This is a genomic window from Herbaspirillum sp. C7C2, from assembly GCF_022627865.1.
Taxonomy (GTDB): domain Bacteria; phylum Pseudomonadota; class Gammaproteobacteria; order Burkholderiales; family Burkholderiaceae_D; genus Herbaspirillum; species Herbaspirillum frisingense.
The window spans coordinates 429,926-453,967 of record NZ_JABXGI010000001.1; the positions used below are offsets into that span (position 1 = coordinate 429,926).

Below are 24,042 nucleotides of genomic sequence, written 5' to 3' on the forward strand. Positions count from 1 at the left end.
GCAGCATGCAGCAACCCGATTTCGAAAGCCGTCATTTCCTGCAGTCGCATGTGGCCGATACCCTGGCCTTCTACGACCGCCATGCCATCGATCCGCAGGGCGGCTTCTTCCATTACCTGAAGGACGACGGCAGCGTCTATGACCGCTCGCACCGCCATCTGGTCAGTGCCACCCGCCTGGTCTTCACGCAGGCCATGGCCTATACGCATACTCGCCAGGAACGTTATCTGGAGCAGGCGCGGCACGCGCTATCGCATCTGGAGCGTTTCCGCCATCCGCACGGTCCGCTGGCCGGCCTGTATGCCTGGACCCTGCGCGACGGGCAGATCGAGGACGGTACCGTGATGGCCTATGGCCAGGCTTTCGTACTGCTGGCCTATGCCCACGCCCATCGCGTTGGCCTGTGTGATGCGCAGCAGGTGGCGCAGGCCTTCGAACGCATGGAGAGCGCCTTCTTCGAACCCGCCCATGGCGCCTATGCCGATGAGATCACCCCGTCTGGCGAGCTGATTGCCTATCGCGGCCAGAACGCCAACATGCACATGTGCGAAGCCTGCCTGGCAGCCTATGCGGCCACCGGCCTGGCGCGCTATCTGGAGCGCGCCCGTCTGCTGATCGACCGTTTCGTGTTCGGACTGGCGCAGCAGTCGCAGGGGCTGGTCTGGGAGCACTACCACCCGGACTGGACGCCCGACCACGACTACAACCGCGGCAATCGCGACAACATCTTCAAGCCCTGGGGCTTCCAGACCGGTCACCAGACCGAGTGGGCCAAGCTGCTGCTGATCGCCCACGCCATCGAGGCCAGCCCGGATTACGTCACGCACGCGGCCGAGCTGCAGAAGGCCGCCTGGACGCATGGCTGGGATGGCGAACATGGTGGCCTGATCTACGGTTTCGATCCGGACATGCGGCCCTATGACAGCGACAAGTATTTCTGGGTCCAGGCCGAATCCTTCGCCAGTGCCTGGCGTCTGTGGCGGGTGACCGGGGATGAGGCATTCCGCCGCCAATATCACGCCATCTGGGCCTGGAGCTGGGAACACCTGGTCGATCACCAGTACGGTGCCTGGTTTCGCATTCTCGCCGCCGACGGCAAAAAGCTGGAAGACACCAAGTCCCCCGCCGGCAAGGTCGACTACCACACCATGGGCGCCTGCTGGGACGTGCTGGAGACGGGTGGCCTGCGGCCCTAGCGTGGCGGGAAGATCGGGTCGGTCGGGGACGTCAGGGGATCTTCAGGAACACCTTGTCATAGATCCTGTCGATTTCCGCCACCGATTCCGGATCGTGCCATTTTTCCACGATCGCCCGGTAGGCAGGCTGGGCGCGCTTGGCCAGCAAGACCTTGTTGACCTGCTCCACCACCTGCCGTCCCCATTCATTCCTGGGGCACATTACGCGATTGAACACGACCTCGCTGGCCTCCTGCATCGGCAGCGCCACCAGCGCGCCGGGCTGTCCCATCACGCGTGCCTGCTCGAAGGCCAGCAATGGCAACTCGATCATGTAGTCGATGCGCCCGGCCAGCAGCATGCCGATCGATTCCACCTGTTCCGAGTAGTTTTCCCTGGGTGGATAGGCCGCCAGCAGCTTGTCCACGGTCGGGCTGTAGGAGCGGTCGCGCATGACCGAGGTGGTCAGTTGCGGATTCTGCAGCAGTGCCTGCAGCGATAGCCTGCCCTTGAACTGGTCTACCCGGTCGCGCCGCACGATGATGCGCAGCGGCAGGAAGATCGAGGTCGGCAGCGACAGGTAGCCGACCTTCTCGCGTTCCGGAGTCTTCAACATGCCGTTGTAACACCAGTGGCTACCTTTGCGGATTTCATTGTTGATGCGCGGGAAGGGCGCTTCCAGTTCCACGTGCTGGTATTGCGGCAAGCCCTTCTTGATGACGTCCAGGGTCAGGTCGAAGATACCCTGATGCGCGAATTCACCGCTGCGGATCATGTAGGGCGGCACATTGTATTTGCCCCAGACGATCTGGTCGGTCGCCTGCGCCGCCGGCTGTGTCGGCTGTGTCGACTGTGCTGACGTTGACGACATCGCCGATAACAGCGTGCTGCCGAGAACCAGAGAACAGGCAAGGCGGCGGAAAATGCGTGAGGGCATGCGCGACTTTCTTCAGGCAGGGGAAGGGGAAGAAGAAGGGGGCGGTGACACAAATGGCGGCGCCAGCAGGACGCGATTGCGTCCCAGCGTCTTGGCCTGGTACAGGGCCGCATCGGCAGCCTGGAGCAAGGACTCCAGTCGCGCGCCGGGATGGGCCGGTATGCAGGAAGCCACGCCGCCGCTGATGGTGATGCGCCCCAGTGTCGACCCGGCGTGCGGCAACGCCAGGGCATGGATGGCATCGCACATGCGCTGCACGATCTGCACGCCTTGCTCGCCATCGGTGTCGGCCGCGATCACCGCGAATTCTTCGCCGCCATAGCGCGCCACGGTCTCGCCGGCGCGGCAGACGGTATCGCGCATGGTCTGCGCCACCTGGCGCAGCACGGCGTCGCCCGCCACGTGGCCGTAGTGGTCGTTGTAGGGCTTGAACCAGTCGACGTCGATGAAGGCCACCGTCAGCGGCTTGCCATGACGCACGCTGCGCCGCCATTCCTGGTCCAGGGTGTCATCGAAGCTGCGCCGGTTGGCAATGCCGGTCAGGCCATCGGTGAGACTGAGCGAGCGCAGCTGTTCATTGGCCTGGGCCAGATCGCGGGTACGCTCGGCAATGCGCAGCTCCAGCGATTTGTTGAGTGCGCGCAGGGATTCCTTTTCCTGTTCCAGCTGGGCGTAGAGGGTGCGATTCTGGATGGTATGGCTGCGCAGATTGGCCAGCATGGCATTGATGGCATCGGCCAGGAAGTGCAGCTCATGCCGCTTCTTGCCCGGCAGGTCGATGCTCTGCGGCGAGTCCGGCAGGTCCGGGCGGTTCAGGTCCTGGCGACGCACGAAGCCCGACAGGCGCGTGATCGGCCGGCCCAGCCAGCGATTGAAGACATAGAGGAAGATGAACCACAGCACCAGCGTCTTGATCACCGAGTTGATCAGGATCAGCGTAAAGCCATAGGCCACTTTCTGGATCACCACGTGACGGCTGGAGTACACGGTCCAGGCGCCGATGTCGTGCGTCACGCCATGTTCATCGCGATACAGGATGGGGAAGCGGTGGCTGGTGGCGGCGTTGAGGAAACCCGTCCGCACCGGGCTACGCTGCCCGTCGGCATCGACATGGATCTGGCGGCCGTCGTGATCGACGATATTGCCCTGGGCCATCACCAGCCGACCCTGCGGATCTTCGATCTTCACCCCGGTCACCACCGGCAGGTTGCTGATGCCGCGCAATGTGGCCTTTTGCACATCGCCCTGGAAACGCCAGGTCGAACTGGCCAGGCTGGCGCCGAAGGTCAGGTCCATTGCCCGCAATTCGTTATCCACTCCGGACTGGGTGTGCTCGTACTCGGCCCCCAGCTGCAGGCAGGTGACGATCAGCGTCACCAGGAAGTAGCTCCCGAAAATGATGCGCAGCAGGTGGACCGCCAGGGAATTCTTGGAGAGCAAATTCATGTTCTTGCGTGATGGGGATGCTCTGCTCAGTATTGAGAGAATCGACAGAGCGGAAGGCTCCGCCATGCGCCCGCGACCTCCCCTGCAGGTTGACGCTGCGTCCCGCCGGGCGGGATCGGGTGCGTTGGCAAGGCATGCTGCTGCCCCATGGAATTTCCTCCCGCTGGAATGAAAATGATCAACGTGCTGGTCGTTGAATGCGTGGAGCAAATTTTAACAGTTAGGTTTTGCGAAACTGCCAATGATGTTGGCTAAATTGCGCCCGCAGGGGGGCCGAGAAGTTTGCGGAGGGGGATGGATGCGAAGGGTTGGTGAGGATTGCGGCAGAAGGGGCGCAATCAGGTCGCCGCAAGATGCCGTTCGGCAATGACGAACTCGACCTTGACCCCGGGAACCGGTGCCACGAAGAGTTGACGTTCCTGCCGGGCATCGATCGTCTCGATCCGATAGCGCAGGCGCTGCACATGCAGACGCTGCAGCAGCGCCTGCCATTCCGGATGACTGTCGATGCGCAGCGCCAGATGGTCGATCCGTGTGGCTGGCGGCCCATTGCTGATGCCGTGCCGGGCTGGCAGGGTGATGCGTTCGATGAGATGCAGCACCGGCTGCTGGCCCAGGTAAAGCCAATGGCCGGTACTGCCGAAAGGCGGCCTTGGACCCTCCCTCAGGCCGGCCACTTCCACGAAGAACTGGCGCAGGAAGCTGCAGTCACCGGCCACGATGGTGATGTGATCAAGATGCATGCGATACCTGATCTCTACAGCAGCCCGCCACCGTCGACATCGACCACGCTGCCGGTCATGAAACCGTTCTGCATCAGCAACAGGTAGGCCTGCGCCAGGTCCGCGCCCTGACCCACGCGTCCCACCGGCAGCTTGCCTCCGGCACGCGCGGCCATGGCCTTGCGGTCGGCCTCGCTCATGTCGCCCCACATGCCACTCTCGACCATGCCTGGGCTGACCACATTCACGCGCAGGGGCGCCAGTTCCTTGGCCAGGGTCTTGGCGAGGATTTCGGTGGCGGCATTCATGGTCGCCTTCACTAGTGCACCCGGCGCCGCCTTGCGTGCCAGCAGGCCGGAAGTGAAGGTGATGGAACCGTTGGGTTGCAGATAGGGTAGTGCCTGTTGCGCGGCGCGTATCTGGCCGAAGAACTTGACGTTGAAGGCGCCCATGGCGTCGGCGATCTTCAGGTCGGCCAGTCGCGCCGACCCGATCACGGGACCGGCCGTGACCACCAGATGATCGAAGCTGCCGATGCCGGCAAACAGTTGCGCCACCGACGCATCGTTGCCGATGTCGACCTGGGCCGTGGTGATGTGGGTGGGAAAGTCGGCCGGCGCACTGCGGCGCCCGGCCACGGTCACCTGCGCGCCGGCAGCGGCAGCCTGTTCGGCGACGGCGCGACCGATGCCGGTCAGGCCGCCGATGACGACGATTTTCTGGTCTTTCATGATCAGACTCCTTGAGGGATCAACCGGTGGAAGAGGTTCAGGCGGCTGCCGCGGTGGCAGTCGGCAGGGCCGGGTAGTCGGTATAGCCGACCTCGGTACCACCGAACAGTGTGGCGCCATCGAATTCGGCCAGGGGCAGGTCTTCGATCAGGCGGCGCGGGAAATCCGGATTGGCAACAAAGGGGCGGCCGAAGGCCACCAGGTCGGCGTAGCCGTGTTCCAGCACCCATTGCGCACGCGCCTTGTTGTAGTTGCCGGCCACGATGATGGGATGGCTGAAACGCTCGCGCAGCTGTTGGCGGAATGCTTCGGTCACGACCGGTGCATCGTCCCAGTCCGCTTCGACCAGGTGCAGATAGGCAATGCCGCGCTGCTGCAGCCAGGCGGCCGCATCCAGGATGGTGGGCAGGATGTCCGGGCAATCCATGCCGCGAGCGGTCAGGAAGGGCGCCAGGCGGATCGCGGTGCGATGCGCACCGACTTCATCGGCCACTGCATCGACCACCTCCTTCAGGAAGCGCAACCGGTTTTCGCGTGAACCGCCGTATTCATCGGTACGTACATTGGAAGTGGTGCGCAGGAACTGGTCCACCAGGTAACCATTGGCGCCGTGGATTTCCACACCATCGAAACCGGCGTCGATGGCATTGCGTGCAGCGCGGCGGAAGTCCTCCACGATGGCCTTGATCTCCTGGCGTTCCAGTGCACGCGGGGTCGGGCTGGCGACCATGCCGCCCTGGCCGGTGACGGAGTCCACCTTCCAGATCTGGCCCTCGAAGGGCATTGGCGACGGCGCCACCGGCAGCGCGCCGTCGTGGAAGTCGGGATGCGACATGCGGCCCACATGCCACAGCTGCAGGAAGATACGGCCATCGGCACGATGCACCGCCTCGCTGACCAGGCGCCAGCCGGCGACCTGCTCGGGGCTGTAGATGCCGGGGGTAAAGGAGTAGCCCTTGCCCTGCGGCGAAATCTGCGATGCCTCGGTGATGATCAGCGCAGCCGAAGCGCGTTGAGCGTAATGCAAGGCGTTCATGGCATTGGGAACGTCACCCGGCTGCGAACTGCGTGCGCGGGTCATGGGCGCCATCACGATGCGGTGGGGAAGCGAGAGGTGGCCCACGGTCAGCGGTGCCAGCAGGGAGGTCGGGGTTTGCATGAAAGACTCCAAAAAGGGGCAAGACGATCAAAGGGTTCATCGAAGGGTTCAGGCGCTGATGGAGGTCATTATGCGAACCGCATTGGAATTTGATAATTGGTCTAGTATTTGAATAATTATCAAATGGAGCGGAATAATGGCAGCGCAAAACCTGGGTGATATCCGACTCTTCGTGGAAGCCGCCGGCCTGGGCAGCCTGTCAGCAGCGGGGCGCAAGATTGGCCTGTCCCCGGCGGCCGCCAGCGCGCGGCTGGTCAAGCTGGAGGCGGAGCTCAACACGCGGCTCTTCGAGCGCACCACACGCCGCCTGCGACTGACCGCCGAGGGAGCGCTCTATCTGTCGCACTGCCAGCAGGCCCTGGCCGCGCTGGACGATGCCCAGGCGGCCCTGCAGGCAGGCCGCAGCGCGGTCAGCGGCAAGTTGCGCATCGCCGCCACCTCCGACTTCGGCCGCCATGTCCTGCAGGGCTGGCTGGAAGAATTCAATGCGCTGCATCCCCAGATCACGCTGGCCCTGATCCTGGGCGACACGGTCGCCAATCTGCTGCAGGACGACCTGGACCTGGCCATCCGCTTCGGTGTACCGCAGAACAGTTCCATGGTTGCCCGCCCGCTGGCGCCGAACCGCCGCGTGCTGTGCGCGGCGCCGTCCTATCTGGCCGGTCGCCAAGCGCCGCAACAGCCGGCCGATCTGCAGCATCAGGACTGCATCGTGCTGCTCACGGCCAGCGGTCCGGCCAATGAGTGGCGCTTTGAGCGTGACGGCGTGGTGCAGACCCATACCGTTCCCCTCACCAGCGCACGCGAAACCAACGACGGCGCGTTGGCCCGGCAGTGGGCCATCGAAGGCAAGGGACTGGTCATGAAGTCGATCTGGGACGTGGCGGCGGACTTGCGCGAGGGTAACTTGCAGGTGGTGATGCCGCAGTGGCGCGCCCCGGAAGCACCGGTGCATGCGCTTTACCAACGCACGCGCTACATGGCGCCCCGGGTGCGGGCCTTGCTGGATTATCTGGTCGAGCGGTTCGAGGTGGCGGGAGGCGAAATGACGGCGCTGATGCGCTGACGCCGGGCCGCTTCAACAACGGCCCGGCGTGCATCGATGGTGAACAGCCCTGATACCCGTCAGGCTAGGGGCGCTTGGCCGCCGGGCATCTGGATTCCGACAGCGGGGCATAGGCATCATTGCCGGGAGTGGTGGAAACCAGCTTCAGATAATCCCACTGCCCTTTGGATTCGCTCGGCTTCTTTACTTCGTACAGATAGAAGTCATGCACCATCTGTCCATCAGGACGGATCTCGCCTTTCGCGTACATGTCGTTCACGCCCACTGAGCGCATGTGCTTGAGCACCTTGACCGGATCATCGCTGCCGACGGCCTTCACCGCAGCGAGATAGTTGGCGGTGGCGGAATAGCTGGCTGCCTGCAGGCTGTTGGGCATGCGCTTGGTCTTGGCCAGGTAGCGCTTGGCAAAGGCGCGCGAGGCATCGCTCTGGTCCCAGTACCAGGCCTCCGAGAGCAGCAGCCCCTGGGCATTCTTCAATCCGATGCTGTCGATGTTGTTCATGAAGAGCAGCAGGCCGGCGATCTTCATGGTCTTGGTCAGGCCGAACTCGCGCGCGCCCTTGATGGCATTGAGCGTGTCACTCCCGGAGGAGGCGAGAGCCAGGACATCCGCTCTGGAGCCCTGGGCCTGCAGTAGGAACGAAGAAAAGTCTTCGGTGTTGAGCGGGTGGCGTACACGGCCCAGCACCTTGCCCCCCTGTTCATTGACGATCTTGCTGGCTTCAGTCTCCAGCGAGTGGCCGAAGGTATAGTCGCTGGTCAGGAAGAACCACGACTTTCCGCCCTGCTTCATTGCCGCGCTGGTCAAGGCCCTGGAGACTGCCGTCGTGTTGTAGGCGTACTGGATGGTATAGGGCGTGCACTCTTCGTTCGTGAACTGCGTCGCCCCCGCCGAGACCACCAGGAAGGCAAATTTCTTGCTCTCCACCAGCCGGTTCACCGCCAGCATGGCGGCCGAATTGGCGCCGCCGATGACCATGTCCACATGTTGCACGTCGGCCCATTCCCGCACCTTGGCAGAGGCGTTGTCGGCCTTGTTCTGGTGATCGGCCCAGAGAATCTCGATGGGCTTGCCATTGATGCTGCCACCCGCGTCGGCCACCGCCATGCGAATGGCTTCCAGGCTGCCGGGACCATCGTTGTCCGCCAGCGGCCCCGACATGTCGGTGACGAAACCGATCTTGATCCTGTCATCCGAAATCTGCGCCTGCACAATACCTGCGCCAGCCAGCAGCAGGCCTGTCGCGAGTAGCGTATTTTTCAGGAGTTGCCGCATGGCCGAGGTGAGTGGCTTGGGCTGGATGTCCCGTGTAATCGAATGCTTCATCATGTCTCCTTTGGTTTTTGTGGGTCAATCTGGTGTCCTAGAACGACACCTTGTCTGCACCCTTCAGGCCGAGGATCTCCCGGGCTTCGTCGGGGCTTGCGATTTCATGACCGAGGTCTTCGAGAATCCGTCGGATCTTGGTCACTTGCTCTGCATTGGAGGTGGCCAGCTTCCCGCGCGAGATGAAGAGCGAATCTTCCAGGCCCACACGGACATGACCACCCATGGATGCGGCCATGGTGGCGAAGTTGATCTGGGCGGCGCCGGCACCCAGCACCGACCATTGATACTGGTCACCAAAGAGGCGATCGGCGGTGCGCTTCATGAAGACCAGATTGTCGATGTCGGCCCCGATGCCGCCCAGGATGCCGAAGATGAACTGGATGAATACCGGCGCCTTGAACATGCCGGCATCCATGCAGAACTTCAGGTTGTACAGGTGGCCGACGTCATAGCATTCGTGTTCGAACTTGACCTGGTGTCGTTCGCCCAGTTCTCTGGCACTGAAGGCGATATCCCGAAACGTGTTGCGGAAGATGTAGGTATCGGAGTTGCGCAGATAGGCTTCTTCCCAATCGAATTTCCATTCCTTGTAACGATCCGCCAGCGGGTGCATGGAGAAATTCATGCTGCCCATGTTGAGCGACGTCATCTCCGGCGATACCCGCTGTGCCGGGGCAATGCGCTCCTCCATCGTATTGGTCAGGCTGCCGCCCGTGGAGAGATTGATGACGGCATGGGTCGCGGCCTTGATCTGCGGCAGGAACTGCATGAAGTGATCGGGATTGATCGACACGGCGCCATTTTCCGGGTGGCGCGCGTGGAGATGAAGCACGGCCGCACCGGCTTCTGCGGCATCGATGGCCTGCCTTGCAATGTCCTCCGGCTTATAGGGCAGCGCATCCGACATGGTGGGGGTATGGATTGCACCAGTGATGGCGCAGGTAATGATGACTTTCTTTTTGTGACGGGACATGGACGCGGCTCCGATCGTAGTGGCGGTAGTGGGAAGGCGGACAGAAGAAGGGCAGATCACGCCGTCCAGGCGGCGCCACCGGCAAGCACCGCAGCGTGGCGTTCCAGTAGTCCGTTGAACTGCTGGAGATTGTTCGGGGAGGTCAGGACTTGCCGCTGCTGGGCCGATGTCACGATGTCGACAACCTTGTCGTTGAAGGGAGTGGCGATACCGTGCTGCCGACCTTGATGACAGATCACGCCATTGATGAAGTCGATCTCGGTCGCCCGTCCCTTTTCCAGGTCTTGCAGCATGCTGGCCTTCAAGGCCACGTGTTGCGACCAGATCTTCCTGTAGAGCGGCATCTTGCCGGGGATGTCGCCTGCGCCGTGGAGTTCGAAGGCGTTGAAATCCTCGCCCTGCATCGGCACCAGATCAATGCCCTGGGCGTGGGCCACCTTGATGCATTCGTCGGCGATGAAGGCCAGGCAGGTCATCGCCCGGGGGTTGCCCAGCACCTCGCCGAAGGTGCAGCCAAGGGCGGCAGACATGCCACTGAAGGTCGCATTCATCAACAGCTTGGAATAGCGGATACCCATCAGATTGTTCAATACCTTGGTACTGCCCACGCATTCCAGGTAGCGCTTGGCGACGGCCAGTCTGGGGCGTTCGATGCCGTCGATCTCCCCGATCTCGAAGGCCGATTGCTCCAGTGCCTGCCTGCTCGATGTCAGCGAGGAGACGCCCGGGCGCAGCCAGGTGGCGCCGAAGCCGACGGCGCCACCGATGGTGCGCTGTCGTCCCACGATCTTTTCCACGAGCAGTTCGGGAATCCCGTTCTGCAATGTGCAGACGATGCTGTCGGCATGGAGATGCGCTTTCAGCAGGGACAGGGTCTGCTGTGTGCTGGTTTGCTTGGTCAGCAGAAAAATCAGGTCGTAGCTGCCTGATAGTGCGTCCGGGGTGAATGCCGAGACCGGCGAACTGAACTCAAGCGAACCGGTGACGGTTGCGCCATGTTCGTTCAAGGCCCTGACGTGTTCGACGTTGCTATCAATGAGATGGATATCCTGACCGGCCTTGCTGATGAAGGCGCCGATGATGGTGCCCAGTGAGCCGGCGCCGACGATTGCTGCCCGCATTGCTACTCCTTTTGAATGGTCGTCATGATTTGATCCGATTGCGCCAACGTGCCGTGGGCAAGGGGTGCAATCGCCCCGCCCGGGTCCCCCTGGACTCGGGCTCGGAAAAAGAAAACAGAAAGCTTCGGACCGCCGCGCTGGCTGCAGCCGATGCATGAATGCATGCAATCCGGGTCTGCGTGACCGGGCGGCCATCCGCTTCAGTCACTGGCGATGGCCAGATGGCTGGCCTATCCGGAAAAGAGAATGGTGGGCTGTGGTTTCATGTGGGCGTCTCCGATGGCTCGTGTTCAATGGCGATCGCGCGGTGCCGCGGTGCCTTTTCCTGTCTTGCCTTGTCCGAGCTTGTTTCCAGAATGGTAGTGAGATACGCTTCGAGCGGGAAGGTCATTTTCGGTCATCATGCAGGTCATCAAAGGACAACCTCAAGAGGCGCACATGTCGGAGATTCTGCCGAAGGCAAGTGAGCGGATTTATGCGCCCTACAAGATCAATGCCATCGTGGAAGTGCTGGCCGAGCAGGGTATTGCCGCGCAATCCGTACTGGCGGGAAGCGGCCTGTCGGCCGGGCAGTTGCATGATCCCAATGCACTGACTTCGCTCAGGCAGTTCCTGACCGTTTGCGAGAATGCGCTTGCGCTCAGCCAGGACCCGGCCACGCCATTCGAGATCGGTAGTCGCCTGCATTTGTCGGCCTACGGGATGTACGGCTATGCCCTGATGTCTTGCCTCTCCCTGCGCGAGTATTTTCGGCTGGCGGTCAAATACCGACGGCTGGCAACGCCGCCTTTTCCGGCGATCTGGGAAGAAGGGACGACGACGGTCACATGGCGCTTTCCGGACAGATTCGTTTCGCCGCCATCAGCTGAGCTGAGGCAGTTCCTGTTCGAACTCCAGCTCGCCATCACCGTGACGCATGTGCAAGAGGTGGCCGGTTTCGATTGCCCGCCCCTGACGGCAAGGGTTCCCTATGCGCGGCCGCCGCATGCAGCGCTCTACAGACGATATCTCGGGTGTCGTTGTGAATTCGCGCAGCCGGAAACACAGCTGCTCTACGACAGCGCGATCCTGGACAGGAAACCGAAGATGGCGCATCAGCTCACTGCGTCCCTGGTTCAGGAAACCTGCGACCGCTTGCTGGGACAGGCAAAGATCTCCGAGGGGGCAAGCGGTGAGGTGTATCGCCTGTTGATGGCAGTTCCCGGCAATTTCCCTTCGATGGAGGCGGTGGCCGAGCGGCTAAATACCACCCCCCGGACCCTGCGTCGTCGATTGACGCTCGAAGACACGTCGTTCCAGCAGATCCTTGATGACGTGCGCAGCACGCTGGCGCTGGAGTATCTGCAGAGCTCCAAGATGAGTACCGACGATATCGGAATGCTATTGGGTTTTACCGATACGGCCAATTTCCGCCGGGCGCTCAAGCGCTGGACCGGAAAAGGACTGGAGGAGTTGCGCGCTCCAGCTGTCGGTAGATGAGCATCATTGGTCTTCAAACCGCAGCGGATGCGCTCGGAAAACAAAAAACCCGCCCTTCTTTCGAAGAGGCGGGTTTTTCGGACGGCGCCGCATACGCATGATTGCACATGCAGCGACGGGTATCTGGTGGTGATAGGTGGACTTGAACCACCGACCCCAGCATTATGAGTGCTGTGCTCTAACCAGCTGAGCTATTTAATAGTCCTTTCGGATCAACAGCTTAGTGCAGCACATATCGCTGTCCCTCACCTTTGCTCAACTCTATCTCAAATTACGCCGATAGAGGGAGTGATACGTGGCAAGCATTATGGAACGGAACGGTAAATTTCACGTTCGGGTTTATCGAAAAGAGGGGGCAGTTTGTAAGTCTTTTCACCTCAAGAAGGATGCGCTCGTTTGGGCGCGTCAGACTGAAGCGGATATTCAGGCAGGTCGTTGGAAGTCATCCAAAGTAAGTAATAGCCCATCCCTGCAAGCAGCCTTGGAGCGCTACAGGGATGAAATCTCTATTTCAAAAAAAGGGGCTGCGCAGGAAACCTGCATCATCAATGCTATCGCGAGAGAGAAAGGGGCTCAGCGGGACATTCTTTCCATTACTGCGGCGGAGATAGCTGCAATGCGTGATGCATGGTTGAAAACACTTGCACCTGCTACAGTGCGACGACGTCTGGCAATCCTTTCCCATTGCTTCGAGATATCTCGCAAAGAGTGGGCGATTGATGTTGCCAATCCTGTGTCATTGATTCGTAAGCCTGTGGTGAGCAATGCGCGGTCACGGCGGTTGCATACAGGGGAGTTGGATGCTGTGCTTGAAGCATCGGAAAGCTCAGGATTGGTGCCGGTTGCTCGGCTAGCCGTAGAAACCGCTATGCGCTTATCTGAGATCGTTGGGCTTCGTTGGCGAGACATAAGCCTTGCTCAGAGAACCGCTACTTTGCATGACAGTAAAAATGGAACGGGGCGTATCGTCCCTCTAAGCCCAATTGCGATTGCTCTTTTGTCTGAGTTGCCCAGACGGCTGGATGGCCAAGTGTTTGGCATTAGTGGTGCATCCATCAGTCAGGCTTGGTCGAGGGCAGTGGAGCGTGCCCGGACTACATATCAGCAAGCATGTGCTGATGATGGCATCAATCCGAATGAAGGGTATCTAAGCAATCTCCATTTTCATGACTTACGTCATGAGGCAACGAGCCGCCTATTCGAGCGGGGCGTGTTTGGCGCGATGGAGGTGGCGTCCATAACCGGACATAAGACACTGCAAATGCTGTCTCGCTATACGCATCTGAGTGCAGCACGTTTGGCAGACAAGCTAGCCCAATCGTAAGGGGAAAAAACTGCTGGGATCGGTTAGCTTCCCGGCAGCTCGTCCCAATGAACTGCTTTAACGATACCCCAGCTACCGCTAGTGTTTGGACGGCGCCAGTAGGCTACATCCATTTTTCGGAGATAGTTCAGCGCATCTTCAAAGTGCTCAAACTGATGCTCATCCCCTCTGATACCGACTTGGTAGCGACTTGAGCGAGGTCGCACCAAATCAGGGTGAAAGCAAGTCCCATCAGCAGCAAAAGGGACACTGATTGGTTTTTTGATAGAGGTCGAATTAACGGGTTTGAACAACTCTTGCGCATCGACCTCTAGGGCGGTTGCTAGTGTTTCGATGGCATCCAGTGATGGATTCCCAGCACCACGTTCAATTCGACTCATGTAGCTGCGGGCAAAGCCGCATCGATCTGCAAACGCTTCCTGGGAGCACATCATGGCTAGACGTAGCTCCCTGACTCGCTGCCCGAATTGTTTTCTGAGGGTGTTCTTCACGCCCCAGATGTTCCGGTGGTGTATATTTATCGGCCACGCACTAATCGTGACGTTTTGAGCCTGAAGATTAAGGATAAATTTGGGGAAGCATTAACGACCATTGTTATTTCTTCGGTCGGGCTATCAAAAAATACAAAGACAGAAAATTTTAACTATTAAAACAACGATGCAATTTTCAAAATACTGGAAGAGTTGGGCTGCTTTCTTTTTTGGGGTGGTGGCAATTGGATATGCAATTTGGCATTTCAAATATGATTTTCACGAGGCCAATGTAAGGAGGGTGTTTGCTGACCCAGCTTCGGTTCAGATTCGCAATCGACACTGGAGTGCCAATGGTGATTTTTTCTGTGCTGAAGCAAATGCAAAGAATCGTTATGGCGCATACATTGGATTTCAACGTGTTATCACCGCGTTTGACTATGTGTTTCTAGAGCGTGATGGACTAGAAGAGTTGCCTCAAGATAGGGATGTTTTTGGCCACAAACATTCCGCTGTGGCCATTAAGTTGGCACTTGCCAAGCTTGGTGTTGAATCCACGTTAATGAAAAGAAGCGTAGACGAACAACTCTCTCCGGCAGAGCTGAATAGGATTGCTGAAATAGAAGGCGCGAAGAATTTGATGGATGAAATGTGGCAAGAACAATGTTCGTGATGGTGAATCACACACCAAGTGGCTAGAATATTTTATAAATTCCTTTTTATTCAATGACTTAGATGGTGTTGTAAATCCCATCTACGGTTTGTAGCCTACGCCTTCTTTAAAAAGGAGGTGTAGGAATGGGGCAATTCAACGAGTTTTTGGATGGTAAGCCAGATTGCTTTGGGCGTCGGTTGGATGCGACGCTTGATTTGTCTTGTGGGGAATGTCGCCAGAAGGAGCCCTGTCTTTCGGCAATATGGGCTGTATTGTCTGCGGCGAGAGAAGGGCGGTTGTCGGCTGATAATTACAGCACGTATGAATTGAGGGATTTGCGAAAGCGCCATGCCGGTATCAGTCAGCTTCTTGCTGTTGATGAAGAGCAGATCGATCGCATCTCGAAGGGATTGTCGATTGAGGTGATTAATGGCTTGTGTCATCGAGTGCTGCCCCCTCGTCCTCAAGAGAGGCAAGAAGATGCGCTCGAGTGGGATGCGTTGTTGGCGGAAGTTGAAGGGCGCACGTTAGTTGCCATTGCTGCGCCATTAATGGCGGAACATTCGGCTGTTGTGCCCAGTATGCCGCCAAAGGTGGTTTCTGTTGTTGCATCTCCAAAAATGGCTGAACCCTCTGCCGGTGAGTATAGATTTCCGATGCCAGAGGGGCGACCATATCAGAGTCGTGCAGGTAATGCGTTGGTGGCGGAAATGAAGCGACTGGTCGATAGGGCGTTTCATTTGACGCCGGCATCTGGCTATGCTGCAGTGCGTGAAAGCCTTTGTGCGATCCATATCGAAATGAATTTGCGTCAGGCGCATGCTCCTCGTTTCCGGCCGATGCATAGAATGAAACGGGAATTGCATACCGTTGATGAGCGCGCTGAGAGTCTGGATAGGCAGGTGATCGATCTGCATTGGCTTGCGCATTCGATCAACAAACCTATCTCGCCGGTGAACAATTATCCGACGATTCTTGATGACTCCCCATTCGACCTTTCGGCTGCTGAGCGTTTTGCGCAGGAAAATTGGTCGCCCACCTCAAAAGTCATTCATCTGCATTTGTCGGACGACGCGCAATGGGAAAATGCAGTCTTGCAGTCGGATGCAATTAGAAAGAAGTGGGCGGTGATTGAGCGAGGCGACGTGAGGGAAAATAATGTCGTGAAGCAAGTTGGAGCACCCCAAATTGAGCAATCACTGAGTGTGGCAGTGTCTAATGCTGGCATGCGTCATGTCCTCTCGAGTATCCCGGGTATGGTAAGCACCTGGAAAGCACGTAAGATCGCCGGGGAGAGTCCCGCAAGGATCTCGCGTCTTATTGCTCTGATGTCCGGTGACAAACCGCGTGATAGGAAAGCAGTCGCGCGAACAATTAAGTCGCTGGATAAATATCTCGATAGAGTGAGTGTGGCGCGGTAGGGGATGTCTGGAGGGATAGATGTGGGGATAGATCTTTCTCTCCATGATGCCCGATTCATGCGGGTTCCGACCTCATTCTGGGGATTTTTTTCGGCGTAGAAATGTAAAACAGTAGAAGTGTATTAAATCTTTGGCCGACTTTGTCGGCCGTTTTTCTAAAGAAAGATAAAATCGGTTCTCAAGTAGGCTGCCGCAGAAAATACGAGAGGGGAGCGCGGAATGGAGGTCTTCCTCGCCCTATAAGGATTGCGCTCCGGAAGGACGGAACGATGACAGCAAACCCTTCCGGTTCATTTCTTATATCTAGGACTTCCATCCGTAGAGGGGGCTCACTACCCCTCTCGTTTTCTTACGCATCAGTTGCGCGTTAGTTCTCACGCATTGTCCGGTTGTGCAGGATGGGCGCGGGATTCGAGGGCTTTGGAGCGATTGAGCTTCTGTGATGGATTTCCTCTGTCGGGAGGGCTCGCTCCCGCTATGAACGATTTGATGAGGCTTTTGAGGACAGGAGGGAGGTTCGGCTTATTGATTCTTCTAGATAATTGGTCCGAGAAATCTTTGCTGAAGCTTGTCTCAAGGACTCGTCCAACCCCGATAGCAATAAACGATGTTGTTTCTGCTAATTATCTAGGTCGAAGCAGTCTTGAAGGCAGCGGTTTAAGGTGCTGCTGTGGCAAGGACTGCATACAAATTTTTCTCGACGGTTGATAGAGGCTTGATATCTGCTTCAACGACATTAAGAGTTGCAGCAGCTTCTTTTATTGCGCTCTGATGTGCTATACCCAAAGGAGATCCTGCTAGATATGGGTCGTAAGCGGTCACAACTGCCGAAAGTAAGATGGTTCGAAGAGCTTGGGACTCCGTTCTTTCTGAGCAATCTAGACCAATTCCACGCCCGCTATTACCTAAAGCTATTTTAAGAGCAGGGAGCTTTCCTGCTAATCGCTCTTCCCAAATCAATATGTTTTTGACGATGACTGGGGCAGAGGAACTCGCAAGTTCAGCGAAGGTGCTAGCTATATTCTCGTGCATGGTTGTCACTATATTTCAGTTTTAAATGTTAAGGCGGCGTCTGCCGACTCGGGAGCGGAGAAATGAAAAAAAATGCTCAAACTCTGACTGGTCGTCTTGCTTGGCGTTGTCTCTTTCTTTGTGATGGCACCAAAGAAGGAAGTGACGTAGGTGATTTGATGTAACTTTTTCCATAGCTCCATCTAGCAACGACTCGGCGCTGTCCACCACGGATTTAGCGTATTCCCAGTCAAACTGAGCACTCTCGCGCTCCACTTCGTCCAGAGTGTTATTTTGGACGATTTCCTCGCTTCGCGGAATGTGCTCGCGATAAAGGTGGAGAGAGTCGGTGAAATGTCGTTGCGTGCCAACCGATATCTGCAGCTGACGGGCTAAGTATAGTTGCAAGATTCCAAACGTGAATACATTGTAAGGAAGTCCGAGGAAAAGATCATTGGATCGATTTATAACCGTTAAATCTAACTTTCGGTCACGGATTTTGAGGAAAATAGAAGTATTGCAAGGAATGTCCTTTGATCCTATGCCAAGATCTTGGGAGCCATACAAAGAAAGAACAACACGCCGAGAATTAGGGTCTTGTTTAAGCTCTTGGACTGCGATATCTAATTGATCTTTCCCAAAATAATGGCGGAGACGATACCCGTATGCTCCGTTCAATGTGGAGCCGTCGTCCGAGTATTTTCCGTAAGAGGGGATTTCGCGCAGTAGCGGCTGCAGCTCGCGGCTTCCAAGGAGAATCCAAGCGGCTTCAACCATCGCGAAAGAGCAATTAAATCCTCTTCCTTTTAAGAAGGGAATTCTAGGATCGTTAGAGTTTATCTCGAAGAACGCTTGTCCTAGGTTTATAACCTCTCCTGCTCGAGAAGGCTCATATACCGGAGTGCCACTAATGGCAGTATCTAAGGCTCGTAGATACTGCGCGTTGAAGCTCATACCAGGAAATAAAATCATCTCTCAAATTTAGAAAAGCGACGCACGTTCTTTTGCATCTTTGTCTTGTAGCCAGACTCTAAATCTACATCGAACTGATTTGCGATTTTCAGCAAGTAGATAAACACGTCGACGATTTCTTCATCTAGCGCTGGCTTAACGTCGTCAAACTCAACGTCGCCGCGTCGCACCTTTTTTACTAAGTTTGAGAATTCACCGAGCTCACCGAGAATGCAAACGAGTAAATGCTCCAGCTCTTCTATATTCTCTTTTCCTATTTTTACGAAGAAAGGAATGCCCGCCGCATGTGCCTCATCAAACTTACGTTGGCTTTCAAGAAGGTTCTGAAGCGTGGTGCTCATTTTCGAAACTCCTCAGCTAATTTGTCGATCGCAGACGTATACTGCTTGGCAGCATCTGATACTTGCGCATGAACTGAGTGCCGAATCCGGAGATCTGCCAACTGCTGGGCGACCTTAATCGCCGATTCAGCAGCGGCGGAAATTGAATTGATATTGCTAAGTTCGGGGCGTTTCTTACGGCTAGGCGAAGCCCACTCCGAGATGATTTCCAACTTCTCTACCTCTATAAATGTGGCCTCCCTCGCTTTTTCTTTTAATAGAGTAGCAACATAACCTCTATCGTTATCAAGTAGATCCAAAAGCGCGACAGTTTTCAGTTGATCTAATTTCGGCTTATCGAGCGTGGATTGATTGGGGCGGTTGTAGGCACTAAATGCAAAAACCGTAATTCGCACAAGCGTTGCGTCGATTTTCTTTAAAATCGTGCAAAGATTTAGCCTCATCTCCTCAAGATTAATCCTAAGAAAATTGGAAACCTCGAGTGCGCGAAAGTAAGCCGAGCAATACAAGACCCCCCCCTCCAAACCGCATTGGAATACCATGAAGGACGGGATAGGCATATCTCCGCTTTGGGAAATGTCTTTTGTGTTGATTAATGAGTATAGCGCTCGATTGGAGGTTGATTTATTCTGAAGCTCACTTGCAATACCTTCTACGCCGTCCCCGATGTAACTCCCATGATTGATGATTAAATCTGGTGGAACATTTTTTTGCTGCCAAAGATACGCTTTGTCCGTAACATCTTGAAGCGGCAATTTTTCGATTGCTTGTCGAGTCAATTCTCCTCGCAGAACGTAGTTGAAGAAGCGTGTTTCTTCGTGAATTTCGGCGCGAGCTGTTGTTGCTAAGTCCTCAAGACTTTTAATGGAAGGGTAATTTGTGTGTGTCAAAGCATCCTCTCAACTCGGTTCCAGATCTGTCCATGAATTGTCTCAATTTCCTCTTTTGCATCTAAAATTAATGACTGCCCGGTGTATTCATTGAAGACTCGTTCATAGTTTGCCAATACGCTTTTTAATTTTTCTCTGTTCTCGTAAACATCTATGTGCTTTCGATTCGAAATTCGCTCAATTGAGTTGTCTACTGAGTTTTTCAAATAGATTACCAAGTCAGGATTGGGGAAATTAGAGTTAAGCGAACGGATGAACTCCCAATCCGCCTCAGTTGCGCAGTGATAGGCGAAGGATGAGAAAAAATATCGTGTGCTGATGACCGTTGTGCCGCTATCGAGAAATTTGTGCACTCCGTCAATAGGGTTCGAAAGGTGGTCGTATCGATCGGCCGCGAAAAGATAAGCCATTTGGCGATCGAAGTTTTCCGGCTTGGACGAAAATACCACACGCCCTTTCATCGCTTGGCGAATCATATTGCCCACCGGCCCTTCCGAAGGTTCGGATGTGAGAACGCCTGACCGAGCTGTTTTTTCAATTCGGCCACGCAGCAGTGATGCTTGCGTGGATGTTCCAGAGCCGTCGATGCCCTCAAATACGATAAATAAGCCTCGTTGTGTCATAGCTTCTCCTGCTTTGCGAAAATAGCTTTCCCCGGTCTTTGATTGTCTTTTGAGAGAAATAGATGAGTTGATTGCCAGCCGTCTGCTGTTAACTCATGAATTGTCATTCCGTTAGCATAGCCGGGCTGGTTAAAGGCTAGCGATCTTCCTGCTTGCACTTTCATTCCGTGCTCTCCCACAACTAATTCAGAAAGCGCGTGCCGGTGTCCGTGAAGCAATAGTCCAAATCGATTCTCTTCAAGTATGTGAAGCAAAGGCAATGCGTTTTTGATGGTTGAGGAATCGTTTGCATCTACCCCGATGACATGATGATGAATAATTGCAACCCTGGGGCGAATATCATCTTCGGTTAGTGCTGCTTGGTTTAATGCGAAGTCAAGCTGATCAACGTCTACCAGCCCAAACTGATGATTTCTGTGATGGGAGGAGTTTATTGCTGCTATCACGCAGTTTTGAAATTGCAAAACAATTGCGCTCTCATTTTCGAAATTCAAGGAGGAGCTACGTCTGATTGAATACAGAAACTTGTCAAAGTCTGAAAAGCTGTTGGCGCAGATATCGTGATTCCCAGGGCAGGCAATAAAGCGTTCATTGTTCCCACCTTTATCAATCCAAGCTTTTTTGATGACATCTGTGGCGTCTTCGTATCCACTTGTTTGTCCCTTGAATGTAACGTCGCCAGTCACGATGAGGTAAGTAGTATCGAGCTGGAAGTCTCTCGAAAACTGCTGTAAGGCATTCTCAAGATCATCGGGTGAGAAAGCTGCAGCTGTGTTTCCAAAATGCATATCAGTGAGGTGGAAAATCTTCATCGTGATACTTTCTGGTAATACTCTGGAAGTTGTTCTTCTTAAGATGGAGCGCATATCTTACTTGTTCTCAGCATTGATCGAGCGACTTACCGAGGATGTCCATTCGGAATTGGCCTTTCCTTCTTTTTTGTCTGTGTAGGTCTTTCTAAAATCAGGCCAATATTGCAGGCCACCGTTTATTTGGGCTATTCTGCTCAACTATGTCTCAAAGACAGAATCGATGAGTTGGCAATCGTGTAGTCCGAAGGCAACAAAAAAGCCGTTGACCCTTTCGGAATCAACGGCTTACATGTCTTTGGTGGTGATAGGTGGACTTGAACCACCGACCCCAGCATTATGAGTGCTGTGCTCTAACCAGCTGAGCTATATCACCAGGAGGCAAGCCCGAGACTATAAGCATCGGCGCGGCTTCTGTCAATAGTTTTTCGGATTTTCCTCGAATTTACTTATCCACAGCCTCTTGCACTCTCGCCAGCACCTCGGCGGTGGCGTCCGGGCGGTTGCAGTCGATGCTGATGCGCTCCGGCATGGAGCGCAGCCAGGTCAGCTGGCGCTTGGCCAGCTGGCGGGTGGCGGCGATACCTTTTTCGCGCAGGGTGGCGGCATCGATGCTGCCGTCCAGGTATTCCCACATCTGGCGGTAGCCGACGCAACGCATCGAGGGCAGGCCCAGGTGCAGGTCGCCGCGTGCGCGCAGGGCGGCCACTTCACGCTCCAGGGCGCCACCCTGCAACATCAGGTCGAAGCGCAGGGCGATGCGCTCGTGCAGCACGGCGCGCTCGCCCGGCTCCAGCGCCAGCGGCAACAGGGTGAAGGGCAATGGCTCGGCGGGTTTTTGCGACAGCAGCGACGACATCGGCTGCCCGGTCAACAAAGTGATCTCCAGAGCGCGCTGGATGCGCTGGCTGTCGTTGGGCTTGAGGCGGGCGGCGGTGACCGGGTCCAGCGTCGCCAGTCTGGCGTGCATGGCCGGCATGCCGACCTGGGCGGCTTCTTCGTCCAGTTGCGCGCGCAGGACCGGGTCGGCTTGCGGCAGTTCGTCCAGGCCATCGCGCAGCACCTTGAAGTACAGCATGGTGCCGCCCACCAGCAGCGGCAGCTTGCCGCGCGCGGCGATGTCCTGGGTCAGGCGCAGTGCATCCTGGCGGAACTGCATGGCCGAATAGGCTTCGGTGGGATCGATGATGTCGATCAGGTGGTGCGGGACTTCGGCCAGCTCGGCCGCAGTGGGCTTGGCGGTGCCGATGTCCATCTCGCGATAGACCAGGGCCGAGTCCACCGAAATGATTTCGCTCGGAATGCGGCGTGCGATTTCCAGGGCGGCGGCGGTCTTGCCGGAGGCGGTGGGGCCCATGATGGCCACCGCCAGGGGCGGGTGCTTCTCCATCGTCATTGCCCGCGCAGGAAGAGCTTGTCCAGGTCCGACAGGCCCATCTGGGTCCAGGTCGGGCGGCCGTGATTGCATTGGTCGGAGCGCTCGGTGGCCTCCATCTGGCGTAGCAGCGCATTCATCTCGGGCAGGGTCAGGCTGCGGTTGGCGCGCACGGCGGTGTGGCAGGCCAGGGTGCCCAGCAGTTCGTTGCGGCGCTCCAGCAGCACGCGCGAGCCACCGTATTCGCGCACATCGCGCAGGACGTCGCGGGCCAGGGTCTGGGCATCGGCATTCTTGAGCAGGGCCGGAACCGCCCGCACGGCCAGCGTGGTGGGCGACATCACGGCAATGTCGAAGCCCAGCGCCGAGAGGGTTTCCTGGTGTTCTTCCACCGTGCCCACCTCTACCGGATCGGCGTAGAAGGTCACCGGGATCAGCAGGGGCTGCAGGAAGATCTCATTGCCGTCCAGCGCCGTCTTCAGTTGTTCGTAGAGGATGCGTTCGTGGGCGGCATGCATGTCCACCACCACCAGGCCGGCCTGGTTCTGTGCCAGCACGTAGATGCCATGCAACTGCGCCAGCGCGAAGCCGAGCGGGAAGTCGCCTTCCGGCAGCGGCGCCGGGGCGGGCGCGGCTGTGCTGCCCGGATACCCTGCTGCGGGGCGACCGGTAAGGGCCTCGCCAGCGGGCGGATCGCTGCGGAACATGCTGCCGTAGGCCTCGGTATTCTGTCGCACGCCAAAGCCGCTGTTGCCGCCGAAGGAGTAGGGGCGTGGCGGTTCCGCGAACTGGGCCGAGAAGGTCTGCTGCTGCTGTTCGCGGATCCAGGGCAGGCCCCCCCCGGTGGCAGTGGTGGTGGCCGAGGCGGCTGTCTGGCTGTCACCCTCGCCTTCACCCGCTTGTTGCGGCAGATTGCCGAAGGAGACCGCCGAGGTCTGCGCCAGCGCGCGCGAGACGGCGTGGAATACGAACTGGTGCACGGCGCGGCTGTCGCGGAAGCGCACTTCGATCTTGGACGGGTGCACGTTCACATCCACCAGTGCGGGGTCCAGCATCAGCGACAGGGCGTAAGCCGGATAACGGTCGCCGTGCAGCACGTCCTGATACGCTGCGCGCACCGCATGGGTGAGCAGCTTGTCACGCACGAAGCGGCCATTGACGTAGAAATACTGGCCATCGGCGCGCGCCTTGGAGGCCGTGGGCAGGCCGACGAAGCCATGCAGGCGCAGCGGGCCGGCGCTCTCGTCGAGCGGCAGGCGGGCGTTGGCGAATTCATCGCCGAGGATATGGGCACTGCGCTTGGCGAATTCGCCGACGTTCCAGTGATCGACGGTCTTGCCGTTGTGCGACAACGAGAAGCTCACGTCCGGCCGCGCCAGCGCGATGCGGCGCACGACCTCGGCGCAGTGGCCATATTCGGTCTGTTCGGACTTGAGGAACTTGCGGCGCGCCGGAGTGTTGAAGTACAGGTCCTGGACGTCGATGGTGGTGCCTTGTGCGCCCGAGGCGGGGGCGACCGTGCCGAACTGGGAGCCGGTGATTTCCCAGGCGTGGGGGGCGTCGGCGGTGCGGCTGGTCACCGTCAGTTGCGCTACCGAGGCGATCGAGGCCAGGGCCTCGCCCCGAAAGCCCAGTGTGGAGACATTCTCCAGGTCGGTCAGCGAGGCGATCTTGGAGGTGGCGTGCCGTGCCAGGGCCAATGGCAATTGCTCGGGCGGGATGCCGCGCCCGTTGTCGGTGATGGCGATGCGCTTGACGCCGCCTTGCTCCAGCCGCACGGTGATCTGGGTGGAGCCGGCGTCGAGTGCGTTTTCCAGCAATTCCTTGACGACTGCCGAGGGGCGTTCGATTACCTCGCCTGCGGCGATCTGCGAGATCAACTGATCGGGCAGGGCCTGGATGGGGCGATGGGGCGTGGCGGCGGAATCGGAAACAGGGGAGGCATGCGGTGCGTTCATCCGGCGATTATACCGCCGACGCAATGGCGGCAATGTGAAGAAGCCGCCCGTGGG

General features: G+C 57.4%; 23 protein-coding genes and 2 tRNA genes. 6 read left to right on the forward strand and 19 right to left on the reverse strand.

Translation table 11 applies throughout. The features are described 5' to 3' along the window. Positions 1–5 precede the first annotated feature (5 nt). The gene (locus HWE04_RS02035; protein WP_241811535.1) at positions 6–1,196 is read left to right on the forward strand and encodes an AGE family epimerase/isomerase; all 1,191 of its coding nucleotides are present in this window, start codon (positions 6–8) and stop codon (positions 1,194–1,196) included. A 31-nt stretch (positions 1,197–1,227) separates the two neighbouring features. On the opposite strand, the gene HWE04_RS02040 is transcribed toward HWE04_RS02035, so the two are convergent. From HWE04_RS02040 to HWE04_RS02060, 5 genes are all read right to left on the reverse strand, one after another. Then, the gene (locus HWE04_RS02040) at positions 1,228–2,046 is read right to left on the reverse strand and encodes a TIGR02285 family protein (protein WP_241811336.1); all 819 of its coding nucleotides are present in this window, start codon (positions 2,044–2,046) and stop codon (positions 1,228–1,230) included. A gap of 78 nt (positions 2,047–2,124) precedes the next feature. After that, positions 2,125–3,558 carry a GGDEF domain-containing protein gene (locus tag HWE04_RS02045; RefSeq protein WP_241811337.1) on the reverse strand — a complete coding sequence of 478 codons (1,434 nt, stop codon included), beginning with the start codon at positions 3,556–3,558 and terminating at the stop codon, positions 2,125–2,127. 338 nt (positions 3,559–3,896) lie between these two features. Further along, the gene (locus HWE04_RS02050; RefSeq protein WP_241811338.1) at positions 3,897–4,301 is read right to left on the reverse strand and encodes an extradiol dioxygenase; all 405 of its coding nucleotides are present in this window, start codon (positions 4,299–4,301) and stop codon (positions 3,897–3,899) included. Positions 4,302–4,315: 14 nt separating this feature from the next. Further along, the gene (locus HWE04_RS02055) at positions 4,316–5,011 is read right to left on the reverse strand and encodes an SDR family oxidoreductase (RefSeq protein WP_241811339.1); all 696 of its coding nucleotides are present in this window, start codon (positions 5,009–5,011) and stop codon (positions 4,316–4,318) included. A gap of 37 nt (positions 5,012–5,048) precedes the next feature. Then, positions 5,049–6,170: an alkene reductase gene (locus tag HWE04_RS02060; protein ID WP_241811340.1), complete on the reverse strand. Its 1,122-nt coding sequence runs from the start codon at positions 6,168–6,170 to the stop codon at positions 5,049–5,051. 136 nt (positions 6,171–6,306) lie between these two features. Between HWE04_RS02060 and HWE04_RS02065 the strand changes: the two genes are divergently transcribed. Continuing rightward, complete coding sequence (locus HWE04_RS02065; RefSeq protein ID WP_077237358.1) at positions 6,307–7,236, forward strand: LysR family transcriptional regulator; 930 nt, start codon at positions 6,307–6,309, stop codon at positions 7,234–7,236. Between the two features lie 64 nt (positions 7,237–7,300). Here HWE04_RS02065 and HWE04_RS02070 read toward each other — a convergent pair whose 3' ends face one another. The 3 genes from HWE04_RS02070 to HWE04_RS02080 form a co-directional block, all read right to left on the reverse strand. After that, positions 7,301–8,512: an ABC transporter substrate-binding protein gene (locus tag HWE04_RS02070; RefSeq protein ID WP_446719204.1), complete on the reverse strand. Its 1,212-nt coding sequence runs from the start codon at positions 8,510–8,512 to the stop codon at positions 7,301–7,303. A gap of 88 nt (positions 8,513–8,600) precedes the next feature. After that, a complete protein-coding gene (locus HWE04_RS02075) occupies positions 8,601–9,539 on the reverse strand; it encodes a 3-keto-5-aminohexanoate cleavage protein (protein ID WP_241811342.1) in 939 nt (312 codons plus the stop codon). Between the two features lie 56 nt (positions 9,540–9,595). Next, positions 9,596–10,660 carry a ketopantoate reductase family protein gene (locus tag HWE04_RS02080; RefSeq protein WP_241811343.1) on the reverse strand — a complete coding sequence of 355 codons (1,065 nt, stop codon included), beginning with the start codon at positions 10,658–10,660 and terminating at the stop codon, positions 9,596–9,598. A 438-nt stretch (positions 10,661–11,098) separates the two neighbouring features. On the opposite strand from HWE04_RS02080, the gene HWE04_RS02085 reads away from it, so the two are divergent. Beyond that, positions 11,099–12,139: an AraC family transcriptional regulator gene (locus tag HWE04_RS02085; RefSeq protein ID WP_241811344.1), complete on the forward strand. Its 1,041-nt coding sequence runs from the start codon at positions 11,099–11,101 to the stop codon at positions 12,137–12,139. Between the two features lie 124 nt (positions 12,140–12,263). Here the strand turns inward: HWE04_RS02085 and HWE04_RS02090 are convergent. Then, positions 12,264–12,335 (reverse strand) — tRNA-Met (locus tag HWE04_RS02090). Between the two features lie 99 nt (positions 12,336–12,434). On the opposite strand from HWE04_RS02090, the gene HWE04_RS02095 reads away from it, so the two are divergent. Then, complete coding sequence (locus HWE04_RS02095) at positions 12,435–13,463, forward strand: site-specific integrase (RefSeq protein ID WP_241811345.1); 1,029 nt, start codon at positions 12,435–12,437, stop codon at positions 13,461–13,463. A 23-nt stretch (positions 13,464–13,486) separates the two neighbouring features. Here HWE04_RS02095 and HWE04_RS02100 read toward each other — a convergent pair whose 3' ends face one another. After that, on the reverse strand, positions 13,487–13,954 hold the full coding sequence (locus tag HWE04_RS02100) for a helix-turn-helix domain-containing protein (RefSeq protein ID WP_241811346.1): 468 nt from the start codon (positions 13,952–13,954) through the stop codon (positions 13,487–13,489). Between the two features lie 166 nt (positions 13,955–14,120). Between HWE04_RS02100 and HWE04_RS02105 the strand changes: the two genes are divergently transcribed. Together HWE04_RS02105 and HWE04_RS02110 are read left to right on the forward strand one after the other, a co-directional pair. Beyond that, a complete protein-coding gene (locus HWE04_RS02105; RefSeq protein WP_241811347.1) occupies positions 14,121–14,606 on the forward strand; it encodes a hypothetical protein in 486 nt (161 codons plus the stop codon). A gap of 125 nt (positions 14,607–14,731) precedes the next feature. Continuing rightward, positions 14,732–16,009 (forward strand): hypothetical protein, encoded by a 1,278-nt coding sequence (locus HWE04_RS02110; RefSeq protein ID WP_241811348.1) that lies wholly within the window; start codon positions 14,732–14,734, stop codon positions 16,007–16,009. Positions 16,010–16,666: 657 nt separating this feature from the next. On the opposite strand, the gene HWE04_RS02115 is transcribed toward HWE04_RS02110, so the two are convergent. The 9 genes from HWE04_RS02115 to mutL all read right to left on the reverse strand — a co-directional run bounded on the left by HWE04_RS02115 (position 16,667) and on the right by mutL (position 23,988). Continuing rightward, a complete protein-coding gene (locus HWE04_RS02115) occupies positions 16,667–17,041 on the reverse strand; it encodes a hypothetical protein (protein WP_241811349.1) in 375 nt (124 codons plus the stop codon). A gap of 21 nt (positions 17,042–17,062) precedes the next feature. Continuing rightward, positions 17,063–17,992 carry a thymidylate synthase gene (locus HWE04_RS02120; RefSeq protein ID WP_241811350.1) on the reverse strand — a complete coding sequence of 310 codons (930 nt, stop codon included), beginning with the start codon at positions 17,990–17,992 and terminating at the stop codon, positions 17,063–17,065. Beyond that, entirely contained in the window at positions 17,989–18,333 is a 345-nt protein-coding gene (locus tag HWE04_RS02125; RefSeq protein WP_241811351.1) for a MazG nucleotide pyrophosphohydrolase domain-containing protein, read from the reverse strand. The genes HWE04_RS02120 and HWE04_RS02125 overlap by 4 nt, the downstream gene beginning before the upstream one ends. Continuing rightward, positions 18,330–19,223 (reverse strand): hypothetical protein, encoded by an 894-nt coding sequence (locus tag HWE04_RS02130; RefSeq protein WP_241811352.1) that lies wholly within the window; start codon positions 19,221–19,223, stop codon positions 18,330–18,332. Before HWE04_RS02130 ends, HWE04_RS02125 begins: the two co-directional genes overlap by 4 nt. Further along, positions 19,220–19,846: a dTMP kinase gene (gene tmk / locus HWE04_RS02135; RefSeq protein ID WP_241811353.1), complete on the reverse strand. Its 627-nt coding sequence runs from the start codon at positions 19,844–19,846 to the stop codon at positions 19,220–19,222. Before tmk ends, HWE04_RS02130 begins: the two co-directional genes overlap by 4 nt. Beyond that, positions 19,843–20,658 (reverse strand): metallophosphoesterase family protein, encoded by an 816-nt coding sequence (locus HWE04_RS02140; protein ID WP_241811354.1) that lies wholly within the window; start codon positions 20,656–20,658, stop codon positions 19,843–19,845. Before HWE04_RS02140 ends, tmk begins: the two co-directional genes overlap by 4 nt. 296 nt (positions 20,659–20,954) lie before the next feature. Further along, positions 20,955–21,031, reverse strand: a tRNA-Met gene (locus HWE04_RS02145). 69 nt (positions 21,032–21,100) lie between these two features. Next, entirely contained in the window at positions 21,101–22,045 is a 945-nt protein-coding gene (gene miaA, locus HWE04_RS02150) for a tRNA (adenosine(37)-N6)-dimethylallyltransferase MiaA (RefSeq protein WP_446719202.1), read from the reverse strand. Positions 22,046–22,047: 2 nt separating this feature from the next. Then, positions 22,048–23,988, reverse strand: coding sequence for a DNA mismatch repair endonuclease MutL (gene mutL / locus HWE04_RS02155; RefSeq protein WP_241811356.1), 1,941 nt, complete (start codon positions 23,986–23,988; stop codon positions 22,048–22,050). Positions 23,989–24,042: the final 54 nt, after the last annotated feature.